This is a genomic window from Prevotella sp. 885 (assembly GCF_002265625.1).
GTDB lineage: Bacteria > Bacteroidota > Bacteroidia > Bacteroidales > Bacteroidaceae > Prevotella.
In genome coordinates, this window is record NZ_NOVE01000019.1 from 1 (window position 1) to 17,611 (window position 17,611).

At 49.7% G+C, this 17,611-nt stretch carries 13 protein-coding genes; 7 read left to right on the forward strand and 6 right to left on the reverse strand.

The annotated features are described in order from the left end of the window. The first annotated feature begins 723 nt into the window (after positions 1-723). Both CHL74_RS07520 and CHL74_RS07525 read left to right on the forward strand, forming a co-directional pair. On the forward strand, positions 724-3,435 hold the full coding sequence (locus tag CHL74_RS07520; protein WP_094880551.1) for a valine--tRNA ligase: 2,712 nt from the start codon (positions 724-726) through the stop codon (positions 3,433-3,435). A gap of 125 nt (positions 3,436-3,560) precedes the next feature. Further along, a complete protein-coding gene (locus CHL74_RS07525) occupies positions 3,561-4,721 on the forward strand; it encodes a clostripain-related cysteine peptidase (protein WP_094880552.1) in 1,161 nt (386 codons plus the stop codon). A 139-nt stretch (positions 4,722-4,860) separates the two neighbouring features. On the opposite strand, the gene murB is transcribed toward CHL74_RS07525, so the two are convergent. Together murB and CHL74_RS07535 are read right to left on the reverse strand one after the other, a co-directional pair. After that, a complete protein-coding gene (gene murB / locus CHL74_RS07530) occupies positions 4,861-5,877 on the reverse strand; it encodes a UDP-N-acetylmuramate dehydrogenase (RefSeq protein ID WP_094880584.1) in 1,017 nt (338 codons plus the stop codon). 2 nt (positions 5,878-5,879) lie between these two features. Continuing rightward, complete coding sequence (locus CHL74_RS07535; protein ID WP_094880553.1) at positions 5,880-6,728, reverse strand: DUF4348 domain-containing protein; 849 nt, start codon at positions 6,726-6,728, stop codon at positions 5,880-5,882. Between the two features lie 203 nt (positions 6,729-6,931). Here CHL74_RS07535 and pheS point away from each other — a divergent pair, with 203 nt between their 5' ends. From pheS to cls, 4 genes are all read left to right on the forward strand, one after another. Further along, positions 6,932-7,969 carry a phenylalanine--tRNA ligase subunit alpha gene (gene pheS / locus CHL74_RS07540; RefSeq protein ID WP_094880554.1) on the forward strand — a complete coding sequence of 346 codons (1,038 nt, stop codon included), beginning with the start codon at positions 6,932-6,934 and terminating at the stop codon, positions 7,967-7,969. Between the two features lie 223 nt (positions 7,970-8,192). Further along, positions 8,193-8,960: a 3-deoxy-8-phosphooctulonate synthase gene (gene kdsA, locus CHL74_RS07545; protein WP_254923245.1), complete on the forward strand. Its 768-nt coding sequence runs from the start codon at positions 8,193-8,195 to the stop codon at positions 8,958-8,960. A gap of 63 nt (positions 8,961-9,023) precedes the next feature. Beyond that, positions 9,024-9,998: a KpsF/GutQ family sugar-phosphate isomerase gene (locus tag CHL74_RS07550; protein ID WP_094880556.1), complete on the forward strand. Its 975-nt coding sequence runs from the start codon at positions 9,024-9,026 to the stop codon at positions 9,996-9,998. 39 nt (positions 9,999-10,037) lie between these two features. Then, a complete protein-coding gene (gene cls / locus CHL74_RS07555) occupies positions 10,038-11,309 on the forward strand; it encodes a cardiolipin synthase (RefSeq protein WP_094880557.1) in 1,272 nt (423 codons plus the stop codon). A 102-nt stretch (positions 11,310-11,411) separates the two neighbouring features. On the opposite strand, the gene CHL74_RS07560 is transcribed toward cls, so the two are convergent. The 4 genes from CHL74_RS07560 to CHL74_RS07575 all read right to left on the reverse strand — a co-directional run bounded on the left by CHL74_RS07560 (position 11,412) and on the right by CHL74_RS07575 (position 15,895). Next, the gene (locus CHL74_RS07560) at positions 11,412-12,041 is read right to left on the reverse strand and encodes a helix-turn-helix transcriptional regulator (protein ID WP_094880558.1); all 630 of its coding nucleotides are present in this window, start codon (positions 12,039-12,041) and stop codon (positions 11,412-11,414) included. 27 nt (positions 12,042-12,068) lie between these two features. Next, a complete protein-coding gene (gene nrdG, locus CHL74_RS07565) occupies positions 12,069-12,536 on the reverse strand; it encodes an anaerobic ribonucleoside-triphosphate reductase activating protein (RefSeq protein WP_094880559.1) in 468 nt (155 codons plus the stop codon). A 36-nt stretch (positions 12,537-12,572) separates the two neighbouring features. Further along, on the reverse strand, positions 12,573-14,675 hold the full coding sequence (gene nrdD, locus CHL74_RS07570) for an anaerobic ribonucleoside-triphosphate reductase (protein WP_094880560.1): 2,103 nt from the start codon (positions 14,673-14,675) through the stop codon (positions 12,573-12,575). 263 nt (positions 14,676-14,938) lie between these two features. Further along, a complete protein-coding gene (locus tag CHL74_RS07575) occupies positions 14,939-15,895 on the reverse strand; it encodes a LuxR C-terminal-related transcriptional regulator (RefSeq protein WP_176452194.1) in 957 nt (318 codons plus the stop codon). Positions 15,896-16,314: 419 nt separating this feature from the next. On the opposite strand from CHL74_RS07575, the gene CHL74_RS07580 reads away from it, so the two are divergent. Further along, the gene (locus CHL74_RS07580) at positions 16,315-17,589 is read left to right on the forward strand and encodes a hypothetical protein (protein ID WP_254923246.1); all 1,275 of its coding nucleotides are present in this window, start codon (positions 16,315-16,317) and stop codon (positions 17,587-17,589) included. Positions 17,590-17,611 lie beyond the last annotated feature (22 nt).

The window sequence follows — 17,611 nt, forward strand, 5'->3', positions numbered from 1 at the left end:
ACGAATATCGGTTCTGTCACCTGGTCTCAGCTCGTTTTCGTCAAGGTATATGTGAACAAGCTTTGTTTCTTTCTTTTGCTCTACAAACACGTCTTTAAGGTCGAACCAATCCAGCATGTGTTCGGGCAAAAGACATTCTGCAAGGAGTCTATACTTTTCCATATTTATCCGTTCTTTGACTTTATAAACGGACAATATAGTGTTTTTATTGTACTACGATATCCACACACTTTTTCCAGTGGTCCCTTTCTACCTGTAATTTACCCTATCAATTCAAAACTAAATAATTCACCGCTCGGCTTTGCCGCTTACCTAAGCAAGAACTCAAAATTCCAAACTCCTAATTCGGGTGCAACCCGATTGTATAATCTTTGTTAAAAGAACAGCTTCCCGCTTACACTCTATACATAATTTCATTAAATTCGTGATATGTAAAGCCTAATCCATACCTTATGAAAAAAGCGGTTGACATTTTCATGTATATATTGTTGGGATTATCATTTTGTTCGATGATAATCAGCTGGGTCGTGGCAATTGAAAGCCAAATACAAGATGCCTTACGAACGAATATTCGATGAGAAGAAAAAAAATTAGTCTATTGATAGAGTTGTTGGTATAGTGCTCAGTACTGAGATGCAACTTTTATTTAAAGCTAATGGCTGTTATCCCACACTTTTTTACTAATTTTGCAAATTAAAAGAAACATAACACATAACACACAATATGGAATTAGCATCAAAGTATGATCCACAAGCAGTGGAATCGAAATGGTACCAGTACTGGCTGGACAACAAGCTGTTCAGCAGCAAGCCGGACGGACGTCAGCCTTACACAATAGTAATACCCCCGCCAAACGTAACGGGTGTGCTACACATGGGCCACATGCTCAACAATACTATACAGGACATTCTCGTGCGTCGTGCTCGCATGGAGGGCAAGAACGCATGCTGGGTGCCGGGCACCGACCATGCTTCCATCGCTACCGAGGCTAAGGTGGTGAACCGCCTCGCTGAGCAGGGCATCAAGAAGCGCGACCTCACACGCGAGCAGTTCCTCGAGCATGCATGGAACTGGACCAACGAGCACGGTGGCATCATCCTCAAGCAGCTCCGTCGTCTCGGTGCCAGCTGCGACTGGGACCGCACATCGTTCACTATGGACGAGAAGCGTTCGGAGAGCGTGCTCAAGGTATTCGTTGACCTCTACAAGAAGGGACTCATCTATCGCGGACTCCGCATGGTGAACTGGGATCCGAAGGCACAGACCGTGCTCTCTACAGAGGAGGTTATCTATCGCGACGAGAAGAGCCATCTCTTCAACCTGCGCTATTACGTGGCTGACGCCGACACCAACCCCGTCGTACCTACCGGTTGCGAGGGCGAGGTGCTTCATCAGGACGCTGACGGACGCTACTACGCTGTCGTAGCCACAACCCGTCCTGAGACCATCATGGGCGACACCGCTATGTGTATCAACCCGAAGGACCCGAAGAACCAGTGGCTCCGCGGTCATAAGGTAATCGTGCCGCTCGTAGGCCGCGTCATCCCCGTTATCGAGGACCGCTACGTAGACATCGAGTTCGGTACGGGCTGTCTGAAGGTTACTCCTGCACACGACGTCAACGACTACGCTCTCGGCAAGACTCACAACCTCGAGACCATCGACATCTTCAATCCTGACGGCACAATCTCTGAGACTGCCGGCATGTACGTAGGCATGGACCGCATGGACGTACGCAAGCAGATTGTTGAAGACCTGAAGGCTGCCGGCCTGATGGAGAAGATTGAGGACTACGACAACAAGGTGGGCTATTCGGAGCGCAATCAGGACACAGCCGTAGAGCCGCGCCTCTGCAAGCAGTGGTTCCTTTCTATGCAACACTTCGCTGACATCGCTCTGCCTCCAGTACTCGAGGGCAAGATCAAGTTCCACCCGACAAAATACGTCACCACATACCGCAACTGGCTGGAGAACATCCAGGACTGGTGTATCTCACGTCAGCTCTGGTGGGGACACCGCATCCCGGCTTACTTCCTCCCCACTGCCGAAGGCGAAGAGGAGAAGTTCGTCGTAGCGCTCACAAAGGAAGAGGCTCTTGAGGAGGCTCGCAAGATGGAGGGCTATGAGAACATCACAGCCGACCAGCTCGTCCACGATGAGGACGCTCTCGACACATGGTTCTCTTCATGGCTCTGGCCTATCTCGCTGTTCGACGGCATCAACAATCCTGGCAACGAGGAGATAAAGTACTATTATCCGACAAGCGACCTTGTAACCGGTCCGGACATCATCTTCTTCTGGGTGGCCCGTATGATTATGGCTGGCGAGGAGTATATGAAGGACGTGCCTTTCCGCAATGTTTACTTCACAGGTATCGTTCGCGACAAGTTGGGCCGCAAGATGTCGAAGAGTCTTGGCAATTCGCCCGACCCGATTGCCCTTATCGAGAAGTATGGCGCCGACGGCGTGCGTATGGGTATGATGCTCTCGGCTCCCGCAGGCAACGACATTCTCTTCGACGAGAGCCTCTGCGAGCAGGGACGCAACTTCAACAACAAGATATGGAACGCCTTCCGCCTTGTCAAGGGCTGGCAGGTGGCTGAAGGTGAGCAGCCTGAGGCTAACGCCATCGCAGCAAAGTGGTTTGAGGCCAAGCTGAAGCAGACCAACGAGGAGGTGAACGACCTCTTCTCGAAGTATCGTCTGTCAGAGGCGCTGATGGCAGTATACAAGCTGTTCTGGGACGAGTTCTCAAGCTGGTATCTTGAGATGGTGAAGCCGGCATACGGACAGCCAATCGACGCCACATCATACAATCAGACTCTCGCCTTCTTTGAGAACCTCCTGAAGATGCTCCATCCGTTTATGCCGTTCATCACCGAGGAACTCTGGCAGCACATCTACGACCGCAAGGACGGCGAGTCGATCATGCGTGCCGAGCTGAAGCTGGACGCTCCCACAGAGGAGGACAACGCCCTTGCTGCTGCCATTGAGAACGTTAAGCAGATTGTAGCTGGCGTGCGTACAGTACGCAACCAGAAGAACATCCCCAACAAGGACGCACTCACACTGCAGGCTGTAGGAAAGAACGCATACGAGGACTTTGCGGCTGTAATCACAAAGATGGCAAATCTCTCTGCCATCAACGTAGTAGCAGAGAAGGACGCCACAGCTGCCGCCTTCATGGTAGGCACAGACGAGTTTGCAGTACCCCTCGGCGACATGATTGACGTGGAGGCAGAGATTGCAAAGCAGGAGGCACAGCTCAAGCACCTCGAAGGTTTCCTCGCCGGTGTAAAGAAGAAGCTCTCTAACGAGAAGTTCGTGGCACACGCTCCGGAGGCTGTCGTAGCTATGGAGCGCAAGAAGCAGAGCGACTCGGAAGAGAAGATTGCTGCCTTGAAGGAGTCTATCGCGGCTCTGAAGGGAAAGTAAGCAAGGGTCTTTAAAGAAGACTAAACTGACACATTCAGAATAACAAAAAACAATATGGAGGGTGCTGCAGGACGGCGGAAACAACGCAGACCTGTAACACCCTCCATGCTTTTTTTACAGACTATATGAAAAAACTATTATCAGCCATTCTCATTGCCATAGCTGTCATTACGATGGCATCGTGCGGAAAGGCAGAAAACTCCGACAACCCCAAGCCTCCCGTTACGGCAGAGAAAACCATCTTCGTCTTCATGCCATACAGCGGTAATTCAGGAAGCCTCTACTATAACTTCCTCACCAACATCGGGGATATGGAGAGAGCAATAGCGGAAAACGGCGGTCTCGGCAACACACACCTTATCGTATTCATTGCCAAGAACGGCAATGTGGGCAATCTTATCAACATCACTTACAACGGAAAAAGATGCGTGCGCGACACCGTTGCCACATACACATCCCCGACATATCTCACCACTGAGGGACGCACTGCCCTGCTGGGACAGGTGAAGGTGTATGCCCCTGCCAAGACATACGCCATGATTGTTGGATGCCACGGAGAGGGATGGTTGCCGTCTAACGGAAAGAAGAACGTTGCCACAAGATTCTTCGGAGGAACATCGCCCGAATACCAGATAGAGATACCCGACTTTGCAAAGTCGATAACCAATGCAGGAATGAAGATGCAGTTTATACTCTTTGACGACTGCTATCTCTCTACCATAGAAGTGGCGTACGACCTGCGCACCGTTACTGACCACGTGATAGCGTCCACATCGGAGATTATGGCTTTCGGCATGCCTTATCAGAACATCTTCAAATATCTGATGCAGACGCAGCCCGACTATAAAAGTGTATGCACAGAATTTCATGATTTCTACTCGAAGTACGACATGCCATACGGTGCCATTGGCGTGACAGACTGCGCCTACATTGACCAGATGGCGGCTCTTATGAAGAACATCAATGCGCTTCACACTATTAACGATGCCGACATCGACAAGATTCAGGACCTCGACGCAGACCACTTCACCCCCACAGTCTATTACGACTTCGGCGACTACGTGAAGCATCTGTGCGCGGATGACGGGGCAAGTCTCACCGAATTCAACACGCTACTCAGTCAGCTCGTGCCCTATAAGGCTTGCACGGAAAAGATTTACTCTTACACTGGAAGAAAAGCCATAGCCGTAAACGCTTTCTCCGGCATGACCACCTCAGACCCGTCAAAGCACGAACGCGTGGTGGAGACAAAGACGCAGACGGCTTGGTGGAAAGCCACACACTGAAACGTGTGAAGCGGAAACAATAAAAACGACAACATAGAAAAAGGTTGACAATCTCTGAACAATTAAAATCCTGTTCAGCAAGATTGTCAACCTTTTTCTTTATTATCGTATCCTATTATCTTTAACGCATTCTATAAAACTAAATGACATTAACTTCCGGATGAATGTCAATGCCGAACTTAGCCTTGACGTCTTCTATTATGCGCTTATAAAGACAGACAACGTCATTGCCAGTAGCTCCTCCCTTATTGACGAGGACAAGAGCCTGACGGTCATGCACTCCGGCACGTCCCAACGAACGTCCCTTCCATCCACATTGCTCTATCATCCATCCTGCAGGAATCTTAACGCCGGCTTCACCCATATCGTAATGCGGCATCCCGGGATATTGCGCTGCCAAACGTTCGTAAACGTCGCGAACGACAATCGGATTCATAAAGAAGCTGCCTGCATTGCCCGTAACACGCGGGTCAGGCAACTTCGCCTCGCGAATCTTCACGATGGTCTGGCGCAGCTGGCTGGCTGTAGGCACGGCAATGCCCTCTGCCTCAAGCGAGGAACGGATGTTGCCGTAGTCGAGGTCGGGAGTGAATGAGGATGAAAGACGATAAGTGACATAGGTGACCAGATAGCGGTTCTTCCATTCGTGCTTGAAACGGCTATCACGATAAGCATAGCGACATTCCTTATTGGAGAACTCAACGACGCGTCCTGTGGCTATCTCAACAGCCTCCACCTTATATATAAGGTCCTTCGCCTCCACGCCATAAGCTCCGATGTTCTGCACAGCACTCGCACCTACTTCTCCCGGGATGAGCGACAGATTCTCCGAACCATACCACCCTTTCTCCACGCAATACGCCACAATGTCGTCCCAAGTCTCGCCGGAACCGCAACGAAGCATAATGTTGCCGTCAGCCTGTTTTGTGGCTTCGCGTCCCTTTATGGCAGAATGGAGCACGATGCCGGAAAAGTCGCGCGTTAGCAACAGATTGCTGCCCTCGCCTACGATGAGGAGAGGAAGACCAGCTTCACGCACAATGCCAGCAGCAGCCTGCGCCTCTTCAATGTTGTAGAACTCAATAAAGCGGTGGCATCTTGCTTCGATGCCGAAAGTGTTGTGAGCCAAGAGGCTATGATCAAGGAAGTCTTTCATCATCACATTAAAAGTTTCATTAGTTTCCAATGTCCACCCTTACGGCGGAACGTCAGCTCGGTCTCAAGACCGTTGGCAATGCCACGGATAACGAAAATCTTCTGATTGCTCTCCGTATAGCGTTGTCCGTAAATGACATTGTAAATGGTGCCGGATGGCAGTTCAGGCGCGAACGACAGCCACTGCTCAGGCGCAAGTATGCCCGACATGCTGCTGAAGTCGTCGTCAGGATTAGGTCCGGTAAACTCAAGGGGGTCGTTTACGCTTCTCACCTGGAAAGCCGTATCGCGTACGAACTTATGGTAGAAAGAAAGGAAAGAGGCGTTCTTGCTGGCCTTCAGACTCGTCTTGACAATGGACGTCATCTTCCATTCGCCACGAATACGATTGAAGACATATCCCTTGACATAACGGCGCGGAAGGTTTATGCGCTCCACCACGACATGATTGATGGTGGTGTCCTTCACGACATTCATCTGCTTCATGTTGTCGAAAATAAGCGTGTAGAAATCCTGATGCATGAAGAAGTGGTCCATCTTCCAGCGTTTCTTGGGCAGAAACGTAGTGTCCTTACCCGCAATGACGGGCAAGGGGAAAACGATTCGCTTCATCTGAAGCTTTCTGTTGGCGGCGAAATTGAAGAAGAAATCGTCGAACAACTCGTCTGCAGCCGATGGCATCGGAGTCTCCGCGATAATCTGGTCGAGAGTGTCTGCAGCCGTCGTGTCAGAAATGGCACTGATGCTGTCGGAGTCAACTGGCTCAGGTTTCTTACCCAAACAACCTACAGAAGAAAAACATACCATGCCGACGAAAACGCCCAGCACAATAAACACAATTACTTTTTTCATACTATATTGTAGGACATTAGCCTACCCCTCAAATTTTGACTGCAAAAGTACAACTTTATTTCGATATAGTTCTTTTTTAAATCAAAAAATATTACCTTTGCATTGTTTTTTAACGAGCCACTGTCGGCGCATACAATTTAAAGGCGGTGACACGCATAAAACATACAAGAACATACATTAAAAAATACTTTATTTTTCAAGATATGATTTTAGAAAAGATAGATCAGCTTCTCAAAGAAGTGAGCAATCTCCAGGCAAGCAACGCCGAAGAGATAGAACAGCTCCGACTGAAGTATCTCAGCAAGAAAGGTGAAATCACAGCGCTTATGGCTGACTTCCGTAACGTTGCTGCAGACCAGAAGAAGGCTGTCGGAATAAAGATCAATGAGCTCAAGCAGCTCGCATTGCAGAAAATCAACGAGCTCAAGGAGCAGAACGCAGAGGCAGAGGAGTCGTCTGACGACTTCGACCTTACCTGCTCAGCTTACCCAATACAGCTTGGCACACGCCATCCGCTCACTATCGTAAAGAATCAGATTATCGACATCTTCCAGCGCATGGGCTTCACCCTCGCCGAAGGACCGGAGATTGACGACGACCTTCATGTCTTTACAAAGCTGAACTTCGCCGCTGACCATCCCGCACGCGACATGCAGGACACGTTCTTCATTGAGCAGAGCGGCTTGGATGTCACAAAGAATATCCTCCTTCGCTCACACACCTCCAACGACCAGAGCCGCATCATGGAGCATCAGGAACCGCCCATCCGCGTAATCTGCCCGGGTCGTGTATATCGTAACGAGGCCATCTCGGCACGCGCCCACTGCTTCTTCCATCAGCTCGAAGGTCTGTACGTCGACAAGAACGTATCGTTCACCGACCTCAAGCAGGTGTTGCTGACATTCGCACGCGAGCTTTTCGGTCCGGACACAAAGATTCGTCTGCGTCCAAGCTACTTCCCCTTCACAGAGCCAAGCGCTGAGATGGACATCTCATGCCACATCTGCGGCGGCAAGGGCTGCGGCTTCTGCAAGCACACCGGATGGGTGGAGATTCTCGGTTGTGGCATGGTGGACCCGAACGTCCTCGAGGCTTGCGGCATAGACAGCAAGGTATACACTGGCTACGCTTTCGGTCTCGGCATCGAGCGTATCACCAATCTGAAGTATCGTGTGGCTGACCTCCGTATGTTCTCTGAGAACGACACACGCTTCCTCGACGAGTTTGTCTCAGCAGAATAAGACACATTATCTTAAGACATACATTCATCCTACTTTAGGGTTAAGACAATACATTTAGAAAGCTTTACTGCAAGATTCCAAGGGCAATACACCCGGCAATCTACAGTAAAGCTTTTTTTTATTATTTATTTTATTAATGATGTGTAGAATGTAATTGTATAGAAAATTTATTACCTTTGCATTGTTATACTATAGAAACGCAATTGTAAAACTAAAAAACGATATAACCCTTCATATGCAACCACTATTCATCGCCGGTCCATGCGTCATCGAATCGCAGGAGCTGCTCAACACCGTCGCCGAAGAAATTGTGCGCATCAATGCCAAGCTCGGCACCGACATCATATTCAAGGCCTCCTTCGATAAGGCCAACCGCACATCCATCCACTCATTCCGCGGTCCGGGACTCGACAAAGGACTGCAGATGCTCGCAGACATCAAGGAGCGCTACGGACTACGCGTCCTTACGGACATACACGAGAGCTATCAGGCTGAACCTGCCGGCGAGGTGTGTGACGTGCTGCAGATTCCTGCTTTCCTCTGCCGACAGACCGACCTGCTCGTGGCAGCAGCCAAGACAGGAAAGACCATTAACATAAAGAAAGCACAGTTTCTCAGCGGTATGGACATGCGTTATCCGGTGGAGAAAGCCATGAAAGCCGGAGCAAAGGAGGTGTGGCTCACTGAACGCGGCAACATGTACGGATATAACAACCTCGTTGTGGACTTCAGAAATATCGCAGATATGCTCGACATCACGCCACGCGTGGTGATGGACTGCACACACAGCGTGCAGCGACCAGGAGCTGGCGGAGGCAAGACATCCGGCGACCGCCGCTTCGTGCCGTCAATGGCATTGGCAGCAAAGGCATTCGGTGCCAACGGCTACTTCTTTGAGGTGCATCCCGACCCTGACCATGCGCTTAGCGACGGACCCAACATGCTCTTCCTCGACAAGCTGGAAGGACTGGTGGGAAAGCTTCTTGAATAGAATCTCACTAAATCAGATTCCAAACCGGATTCAAATAAAACGACAAACAATAAAATAATCAACATGAACGATATAGCTTCAGAACGACTAAAGCATGTGAACGAATATGCCGCCCATTGCATAAAAGACGAGGCAGAAGCAATGCTCAATCTCATACCACGACTGGACGAGAACTTCGAGAAAGCAGTGGAACTGATGTTCAACTGCCACGGAAAGGTAATCGTTACTGGCGTGGGAAAGAGCGGACACATCGGAGCCAAGATAGCAGCCACGCTTTCCAGCACGGGTACGCCGTCCTTCTTTATCAATCCTCTTGACGTCTATCACGGCGACCTTGGCGTTATGACCAAGGACGATGTCGTTCTCGCCATCAGCAACTCAGGTCAGACAGACGAGTTGCTGAGATTCATCCCCATGGTGCTGCACATGCAAATCCCCATCATCGGCATGAGCGGCAATCCCGATTCGCTCCTTGCAAAATACAGCACGGCGCATATCAATGTGCGTGTGGAAAAGGAAGCCTGCCCGCTCAACCTCGCCCCGACAAGCAGCACCACGGCTACTCTCGCTATGGGCGACGCCCTTGCTGTGGCGCTGATGAAGGTGCGCGACTTCAAGCCGCGCGACTTCGCACAGTTCCATCCCGGCGGATCACTCGGCAAGCGACTCCTTACAACGGCTGAAGACGTTATGCGCTCTGACGACCTACCCGTGCTGACACGCGATATGAATCTCGGCGACGCCATCATTCTCGTCAGCAAAGGAAAGCTCGGACTGGGCGTGGCTATGGAAGACAACCGCGTGGTCGGTCTTATTACGGACGGCGACATCAGACGTGCCATGGAGAAATGGAAAGAGCATTTCTTCGTCAAGCACGTGGAGGACATCATGACCACAACGCCTAAGATGGTGCTTCCGACTACCAAGATCAGCGAGATACAAAAGATAATGAACAAATATAAAATCCACTCTGTACTTGTCGTAGACGACAAGCAACACTTACTCGGAGTGGTAGACCATTACCGTTGCATGGTATAAAGAAATACGTTGCAAGGTATAAAGAAAGCAAAAGCAAGAATGACATTCAGGACATTAATCGTAACCATTATCGCCAACTTCTGCCTCCTCTCCGCAGCCAACGCCCAGAGAAGCGACTCAACCATCGTAAGACAGCTGCGTGAAGAAGGCATCCGATTCTCTGACAACAACAGCGTGACGCTGCTTATGAGCGGGCAGGAGAAGTTCGACGACATGTTCTGCGCAATAAGACAAGCACGCAGCAGCGTGCACCTCGAATACTTCAATTTTCGAAACGACTCGATAGCCTCCCTACTCTTTGATCTGCTTGCAGAGAAAGCGAAGGAAGGCGTTGAAGTGCGTGCCCTCTTCGACGGATTCGGGAACGACTCAAACAATCAGCCGCTTCTCAAGAAGCACATAAAGGCAATACGCAAGCGTGGCATCGAGATTTATGAATTCGACCCCATACGCTTCCCTTGGATTAATCATGTGCTACATCGCGACCACCGTAAGATTGTGGTAATAGACGGACAAATAGCCTATACTGGCGGCATGAACGTGGCTGACTATTACATCAAGGGAACACCGCAGGTGGGAGAATGGCGAGACATGCACTGCCGTATTGACGGCGACGAGGTGAACACGCTGCAGGCCATCTTCCTCAGAATATGGAACAAGACGGCACGACAAAACGTTCACGGAGCTAAATACTTTCGAGGCATACGCGGAGGCTATTACTTCCACGACCTCAAGCCTGACACCTGCTGCACAGCGGGACACAAGATGGTGGGTATTATCAATCGCGAACCGCGTACATCCAACAAGATTATACGCCAGTTCTACATCAATGCCATCAACGATGCCAAGGACAGCATAAAGCTCGTCAACCCCTACCTCACCCTAACCGGCAAGCTGAAACGCGCTCTTAAGCGTGCCGTAAAGCGCGGCGTAAAGGTGGAGGTGATGGTATCGGCAAAGAGCGACATCCCATTGACTCCCGACTGCGTGTTCTACAACGTACACAAGCTGATGAAGCACGGCGTGGACGTATATATTTACGAACTGGGATTCCATCACACTAAGATAATAATGGTGGACGGAATGTTCTGTACAGTGGGCAGCGCAAACCTCAATTCACGCAGCCTGCGCTTCGATTATGAGGAGAACGCCGTAATCATCGACCCCTGCACAACGGCAGAACTGTCGCACATGTTCGACCACGACAAGACGCGCAGCTTTAAGCTTACACCAGAAAAGTGGAAAGAATTCCGCACTGGATGGCAGAAGTTCGTAGGATGGTTCGCCCATTTCCTCGCTCCAGTGCTGTAGTAGAAATCAGCCAAAAGCATACAAAAAAGCGGTATAGGAACTCAATAGCAAGATTCCTATACCGCTTTTTTCTTTTATATGTCTAAACAGACAATACAATCTTTATATCTCATTCACATCCACAAGACCGTGCATGACGGCGTATATGGTCAGGGCAGACACTGAATGAATGCCGAGCTTTGACATTACGTTCTTACGATGCGACACCACTGTAGGCAGACTCAGACTGAGCCGTTCGGCTATCTCCTTGTTGATGTTTCCCTTCACCACCAGCGCCATCACTTCCATTTCACGCGCCGACAGCGGACACGCCATGCTTCGGTCGTCTGCCGTTGGCGCGTCTTCTTTCAGCACAGATGGAAGATTCTTTCCATGGGCATGGGCGTGCTGTTCGAGCATGAGCAGCGAACGGAGCAGCTGCTTCTCTGACTGACTCACGCATATAGTGTGGAACGAACCTACGGACGCGTCCTCATCGGCAAGCGAATTGACGAGGACAATGGTCTTGTGGCGCTGCGCCTGAAAGAAAGCCATATGCGAAAGGACAATACGAACGTCCACAAAGAAATGGAAATAACGCTCGGGATGGTTTGCCTCAAGTTCTGCAAACGACCCGTAAGCGTCTACGGTGATTTTCGGCATTACCGACTCTAATAAATGCGACAACCCCAACACGGCGAGCGTGTTGGGGTCGATGATTGCTATACTTGGTTTGTGAATTGTCTCACTCATTGCCAAAGTTCATGTTTTCTTACACTCTTATTTCTTCCAGAAACGCGACGTGATATCCGTAAAGTCATCACCAACGGCACGCTTATAGAGGCGTTGGTTGGTGGTGCGCTCCTTGAGACATCCGAGATGCTCGATGTACGGACCGAGCTTGATGTAGTCGAAGTCGCGCTTGCGTATTGACTTCGGGAAAGTCTGACGACCGCTATACCAAGCCACCTTCAGCCCTTCGTGCTCACGATGCAGATACTGCGCCAGCTGGCTGACATACTTCGGGTCAGCGTCGCCACCCATAAAGCAGATGCACGTAATGTCGCCGCCATACTGTCTCATAAACTTATCGAGCACCATTGGCGTAAGCGGTTCGCCAATGTTCTCCCACAGATACTGGCTGTGACAGCCCGGACAGCGGCACGGACATCCCGTGATGTTGATGGACAATGTCACCTCATCCGGGATTTCCTGAAAGACAATTCCTGTATTGAGATAATTAAGCATAATTACTATAATTATAATATTAGGGGTTTCTGACTCTTAGTCCTGCAGCGACTGATTGGCTCCTGCATAGAAACGACGCTCTGCCTCCTGCTGACGAGCCTGCGAGAAGTTGCTTACGCGCTTCAGATAGCCGATGATACGTGTCATATAGTCGACGTTCTCACTGCCGCAATGCGGACACTTCTTCAGGTAACGCTTGTCGATATGACCACAATCGTTGCAGATGGTGTTGGGGATATTGAACGTGAAGTAGTTGCATCCCTCCTTCGCCGCTACGCGCAGAAGCTGACGATACTGAGCCTTTGAGAGATGTTCCTCAAGGTTCATGTGCAACGCTGAGCCACCTGTGAGGTGCTCGATGTAAGGAGCGCCATGCATCTTAAACTTGTCCACGATGTTCAATGAGTCGTCCTCCACTACATAGAAGTAGCTGTTATAGCAGTCGCGCGGAACGAAATAGCCGTCCTCACGGTCCCACTTGGCATGCTTCACGCCCACGTTCTCGGCAGGAATCATCTCGCAGTTGAACATCACTTCCTTAGTGCGATACTGCTTGTTGAACTTCTCCACCAGTCCGAGCACCTTCTGCACGAAGTGGAGATAGTCAGGATTGTCACTGATCTTCAAGCCCATAAACTCGGCAGCCTCAACCAAACCGTTCACGCCGATGGTGAGATACTGACGGCTCATATTGATGTATCCGGCATCAAAGAGCGGCAGCATACCCTGCTTCTGCAGTTCCTTGAGGTTTTCGTTGTAAGCCAACTGCACCTTGTGGCAGAGGTCGATAACCTCTGAAAGATAGTCAGCATAGTCGAGTCCGTTCTTCACGGCGTACTGAATGCAGCGGTTCAGGTTGATAGTGAGCACGCTCTTCGAACCTGTTGAAACGCCACCAGCTCCGAGCGTATAGCTGAAGCCGTTGTCCTGAATCTCGTTGCGCAGACGGCAGCAAGAGCTGAGCGAGTCAGCGTTGTCGCTCATGTATGTGAAGAAAGAGTGACCCTCTGAATACATCTCCGCAGTGAAGTCGCCCCACTCCTTGTCAATGACGTCGCCGTCCTTGGCGAGGAGCGCCATTGTCTCCACGGGGAAGGTCAACACGGTCTTGGTGCGTTCCTTGTTAAACCACTTCATGAAGCGCTTCTGCAACCATGAGAGACCGTTCCAGTCGGGCTTCGATCCGTCGGGGAACATAAAGTCGCCGAAGAGACTCTCGAAGTATGGTTTGTCATAATAAGCCACGTTCCAGAACACAGCCTGATAATTGCGTGCGCCGGTAGGCTGGTTGATGGAATAGACAATCTGCTCGAAGCAGTCTGTGATGATCTTGTCAATGGTGCGCTGCTTAACGGAAAGGTCCACCACCTTGTCGGCTTCCTTCCAGTAGTCGATGCCATATTCCTTACCGATGAAGTAATTAAGGTACATCAAGAACTCCGGTGTGGCACACGCACCGCTGAGCATACTTGACACCATGAACACCATATTGACGAAGCCTCCACAGAACGACTTGAGGTTGGTCGGAGCAGTAGAGTTGCCGCCGATAGGACCGGTGCCGTTCATAAGCCACGGATACATCGTTATGGATGCGCAGTAGTTGGCAAGCGATGTCTCGTCGTTCTTATATATGAAGTGGTGGTTGAGCTTGTCGATATACTCCTCAGCCACGTCCTTTCCGAACATCTGCTTGATGCGGTCGACGAGCAGACGGCGGTTCAGACGGATGAAGCTTGCCTTGGGTAATTCTCCGATAAGAGTGGCGATGTTTTTGTGTTCAACGTTTGCATTTGCGTCAAACTTTGAACCAGTGGCAGCATTCGATGCCTTGCAATAATCTGTAAGGAACTTAAGCTTCTCCAACGTCTCGCGATCCTCGTTATGACGCTGACGATAGAGCATGAAAGACTTAGCTACCTTATAATAACCCTCGCGCATAAGAGCCTCCTCCACCTGGTTCTGAATGTCCTCTACGGTGATACCCTCAGAAATGCTTAAGTGACTGAGAATCTTAGAGACTGCATTCAAGTCGACGTCTTCACCGACCGACTGGAATGCCTTAATTATGGCGTTCATTATCTTGTCCAAAGAAAACCTATCGTGAGATCCATCACGCTTGGTAATTATAAAATCTTTCATATCGCTTAGTTTAATATTTTTAGTAAATTATATTATGTCGCAGTCTTAAAAAGTTACCCCTTTTGGAAAACTTTTTCAATTCGAAGTTTCCAAAAGTTGTCCGTTTTGGAAAACTTTTCGGATAATCATTGCCGCAAAAGTTTCAACTTTCATCTCCTCGAAACGTTTGCAAAGATACTATAAAAAAGTGACTCCTGTACCTATTGGACATAAAAAAAGCGGAAAAATTTTCCGCCTTAAAACTTGTTAAAAGAATGCCGATTTTATAGCTTCACCGTAGAGATATCCACGAGGTTGTTAACTATTGCGTAAATGGTAAGCCCTGCCGGGCTGTGTATCTGCAACTTACGCGCAATGTTGCGTCTGTGGGTGATGACCGTATTGACGGCAATGCACAGATGATCGGCTATTTCCTTGTTGGTCATACCCTGCACGAGCGCCACAATGACGTCCTTTTCGCGCTCGCCGAGAGCCTCCGTTCCTTCCTGATTCTTGCTTATCATATTGGATATCTTGGCTGTCACGTCGCTCTGCTTCGATTTCTGTTCCAGTCGTCTTACAGCAGGAATAAATATGTTGTCCTCCACCTGGGCGTGCAACGCAAGCCATTCCTCATTATTATATATATCATAAAGAGTGGCTGAGAGCTGATTGTTATGCAGCCCGTCGCTGGGCAGATACTTGATGATGATGCTCTTCAGCTCGCGCAACTTCGTGCTTTCCTGGCTGTGATGCTTCGAGTACATATCAATCTCGAAGCTTCCAGCCACCTTACCTTCGAGCAGCGCCTCCACGTACGGATAGACGTTACGCTCCTCATACTTCATGTGCGTAGTGACGGAACGAGCGTATTCGTCATACAGTTTCATTATGAGCTTGGCGAGGTTGTCATTCTCGTCAAGGGCGTCCATAAGCTCGCGGCGTATAAACGGTAGCTGGAACTCTATGTAGTAAGCATGGCTTGCTCTGAGATACTGAAGGAGCGTAGGTACTGACAATTTAGAGACATCCTCAAGATAGCTGTTGCCGTTAATGGTGAAATTCACAACCGCAAGGAACGTATATGTGTCCACCTTCTGCTCCTCGCACACCTGCTTTACGGTCTTATCGCCGAAGCCGAGACTTATGCCGAAGCTTCCAAGGCTCTGCAGCAGGTTATAGTTGTCCCTGATAAGAGAAATCATCTTGTCATCGGGCTCGTACATTTTCTGATGCTTCATATTTGAGTTGCTTATACCTAATTGTGACTAATAGCGAAGGACGAAAGCCAAAATTCGCTTACCTTTTGTCACATTAATTATTATTACGGCTGCAAAATAACAAAAAAAACACGAAATTACCAATCACTATATGTAGGTATTTTCCGTAATAATGTATTTTTTAAAGCTTCTCATTACCTAAAAATGGTCAAATATCCCAACTTTCGACAATAACGAAAACGCCAAAACAACCATTAAGGAATTTTACCAAAATTTAGGTATTGTCTACCTTTTCGGATATAAATACCTTTGCAGAAAAAATTAAGCACCAAGACAAAATCCTATCAAGGACACTTTGTGTTATAATTTTCATCAAACAGATAAGCAATAATAACAATATTATAATAACGAAAAAGATGAAGAAATCTGAAATCCTTTCAATGACTTGTGCGGTTCTTGCCCTTTCGCCGCTCGCCATGCAGGCACAGACAGTGGCTGCCGACAGCGTCATGCAGCACTCGAAGGGCAACCGTCTTAGCGTAGGCGGATATGGCGAGGTGGCGCTGAGCCGCAACTTCTACAGCGATTCCGGCAACCGATACAGCTCGGCAAGCTCACGCAAGAACGACCCGAGCCACGGACGCTTCGACATACCGCATGCCGTTATCTATCTCGGTTACGACTTCGGCAAGGGCTGGACTCTCGGTACGGAGATTGAGTTTGAGCACGGCGGCACTGGTTCTGCCATCGAATACGAGGCAGAGGAATCCATCGAGTTTGAGCAGGAGCAGGAGCGCGGTGGCGAAGTTGAGCTGGAGCAGTTCTGGATTCAGAAGTCGTTCGGACGATTCGCCAACATCCGCGCAGGTCATATCGTAGTGCCAGTGGGTTTGACCAACGCCTATCATGAGCCGCTCAATTTCTTCACCGTCTACCGTCCTGAGGGCGAAAACACCATCCTCCCATGCACATGGCACCAGACAGGCGTTTCGTTCTGGGGACTTTCAGGCGACTTCCGTTATGAGTTGCAGATGATTGCCGGCCTGGACGCATGGCAGTTCTCACGCGATAAATGGATAAATCCCGGCACTACGAAGCCGTTCGAGTTCGAGACAGCCAACAAGTACGGCTTCTCTGCCCGCATTGACAACTACACGCTGCCCGGACTCCGCGTCGGACTGAGCGGATATTACGGCCAGTCAATGCACAACGCCGTGCCTCACGACATGGAGAAGGGCAACAACAAGAAGGTGAAAGGCAACGTGTATCTCGGAGCCATCGACTTCACTTACAACGCCCACAACTGGGTGGCACGAGGCAATGCCGACTATGGCTACATGAGCGACGCCAATACCATCAGCGCCATGCGCAAGCCCAACACGCAGTATGTCAAGCCGTATCAGACCAATCAGGCGTTCGGATCGCACGCCATCGCCACAAGCATTGAGGTGGGCTACGACGTGTTCTCGCAGATAGCCAAGCTGCGTGCAGACCGTCAGAAGCTGTATGTCTTCGGCCACTTCGAATACTATAACTCTTATCTCGGAGGCTCGAAGGAATACACCTCAAAGAAGATTTTCGCCGGCGGCATCAACTATTACCCAATGCCACAGATATGCGTGAAGGCCGAATACAACTACCGCAAGTTCAAGGCACAGTATAACGACGAGCCAGCCATCAACATTGGCGTGGCTTATCAGGGACAGTTCCTTTAATAAAGAACAATAAAACCAATCA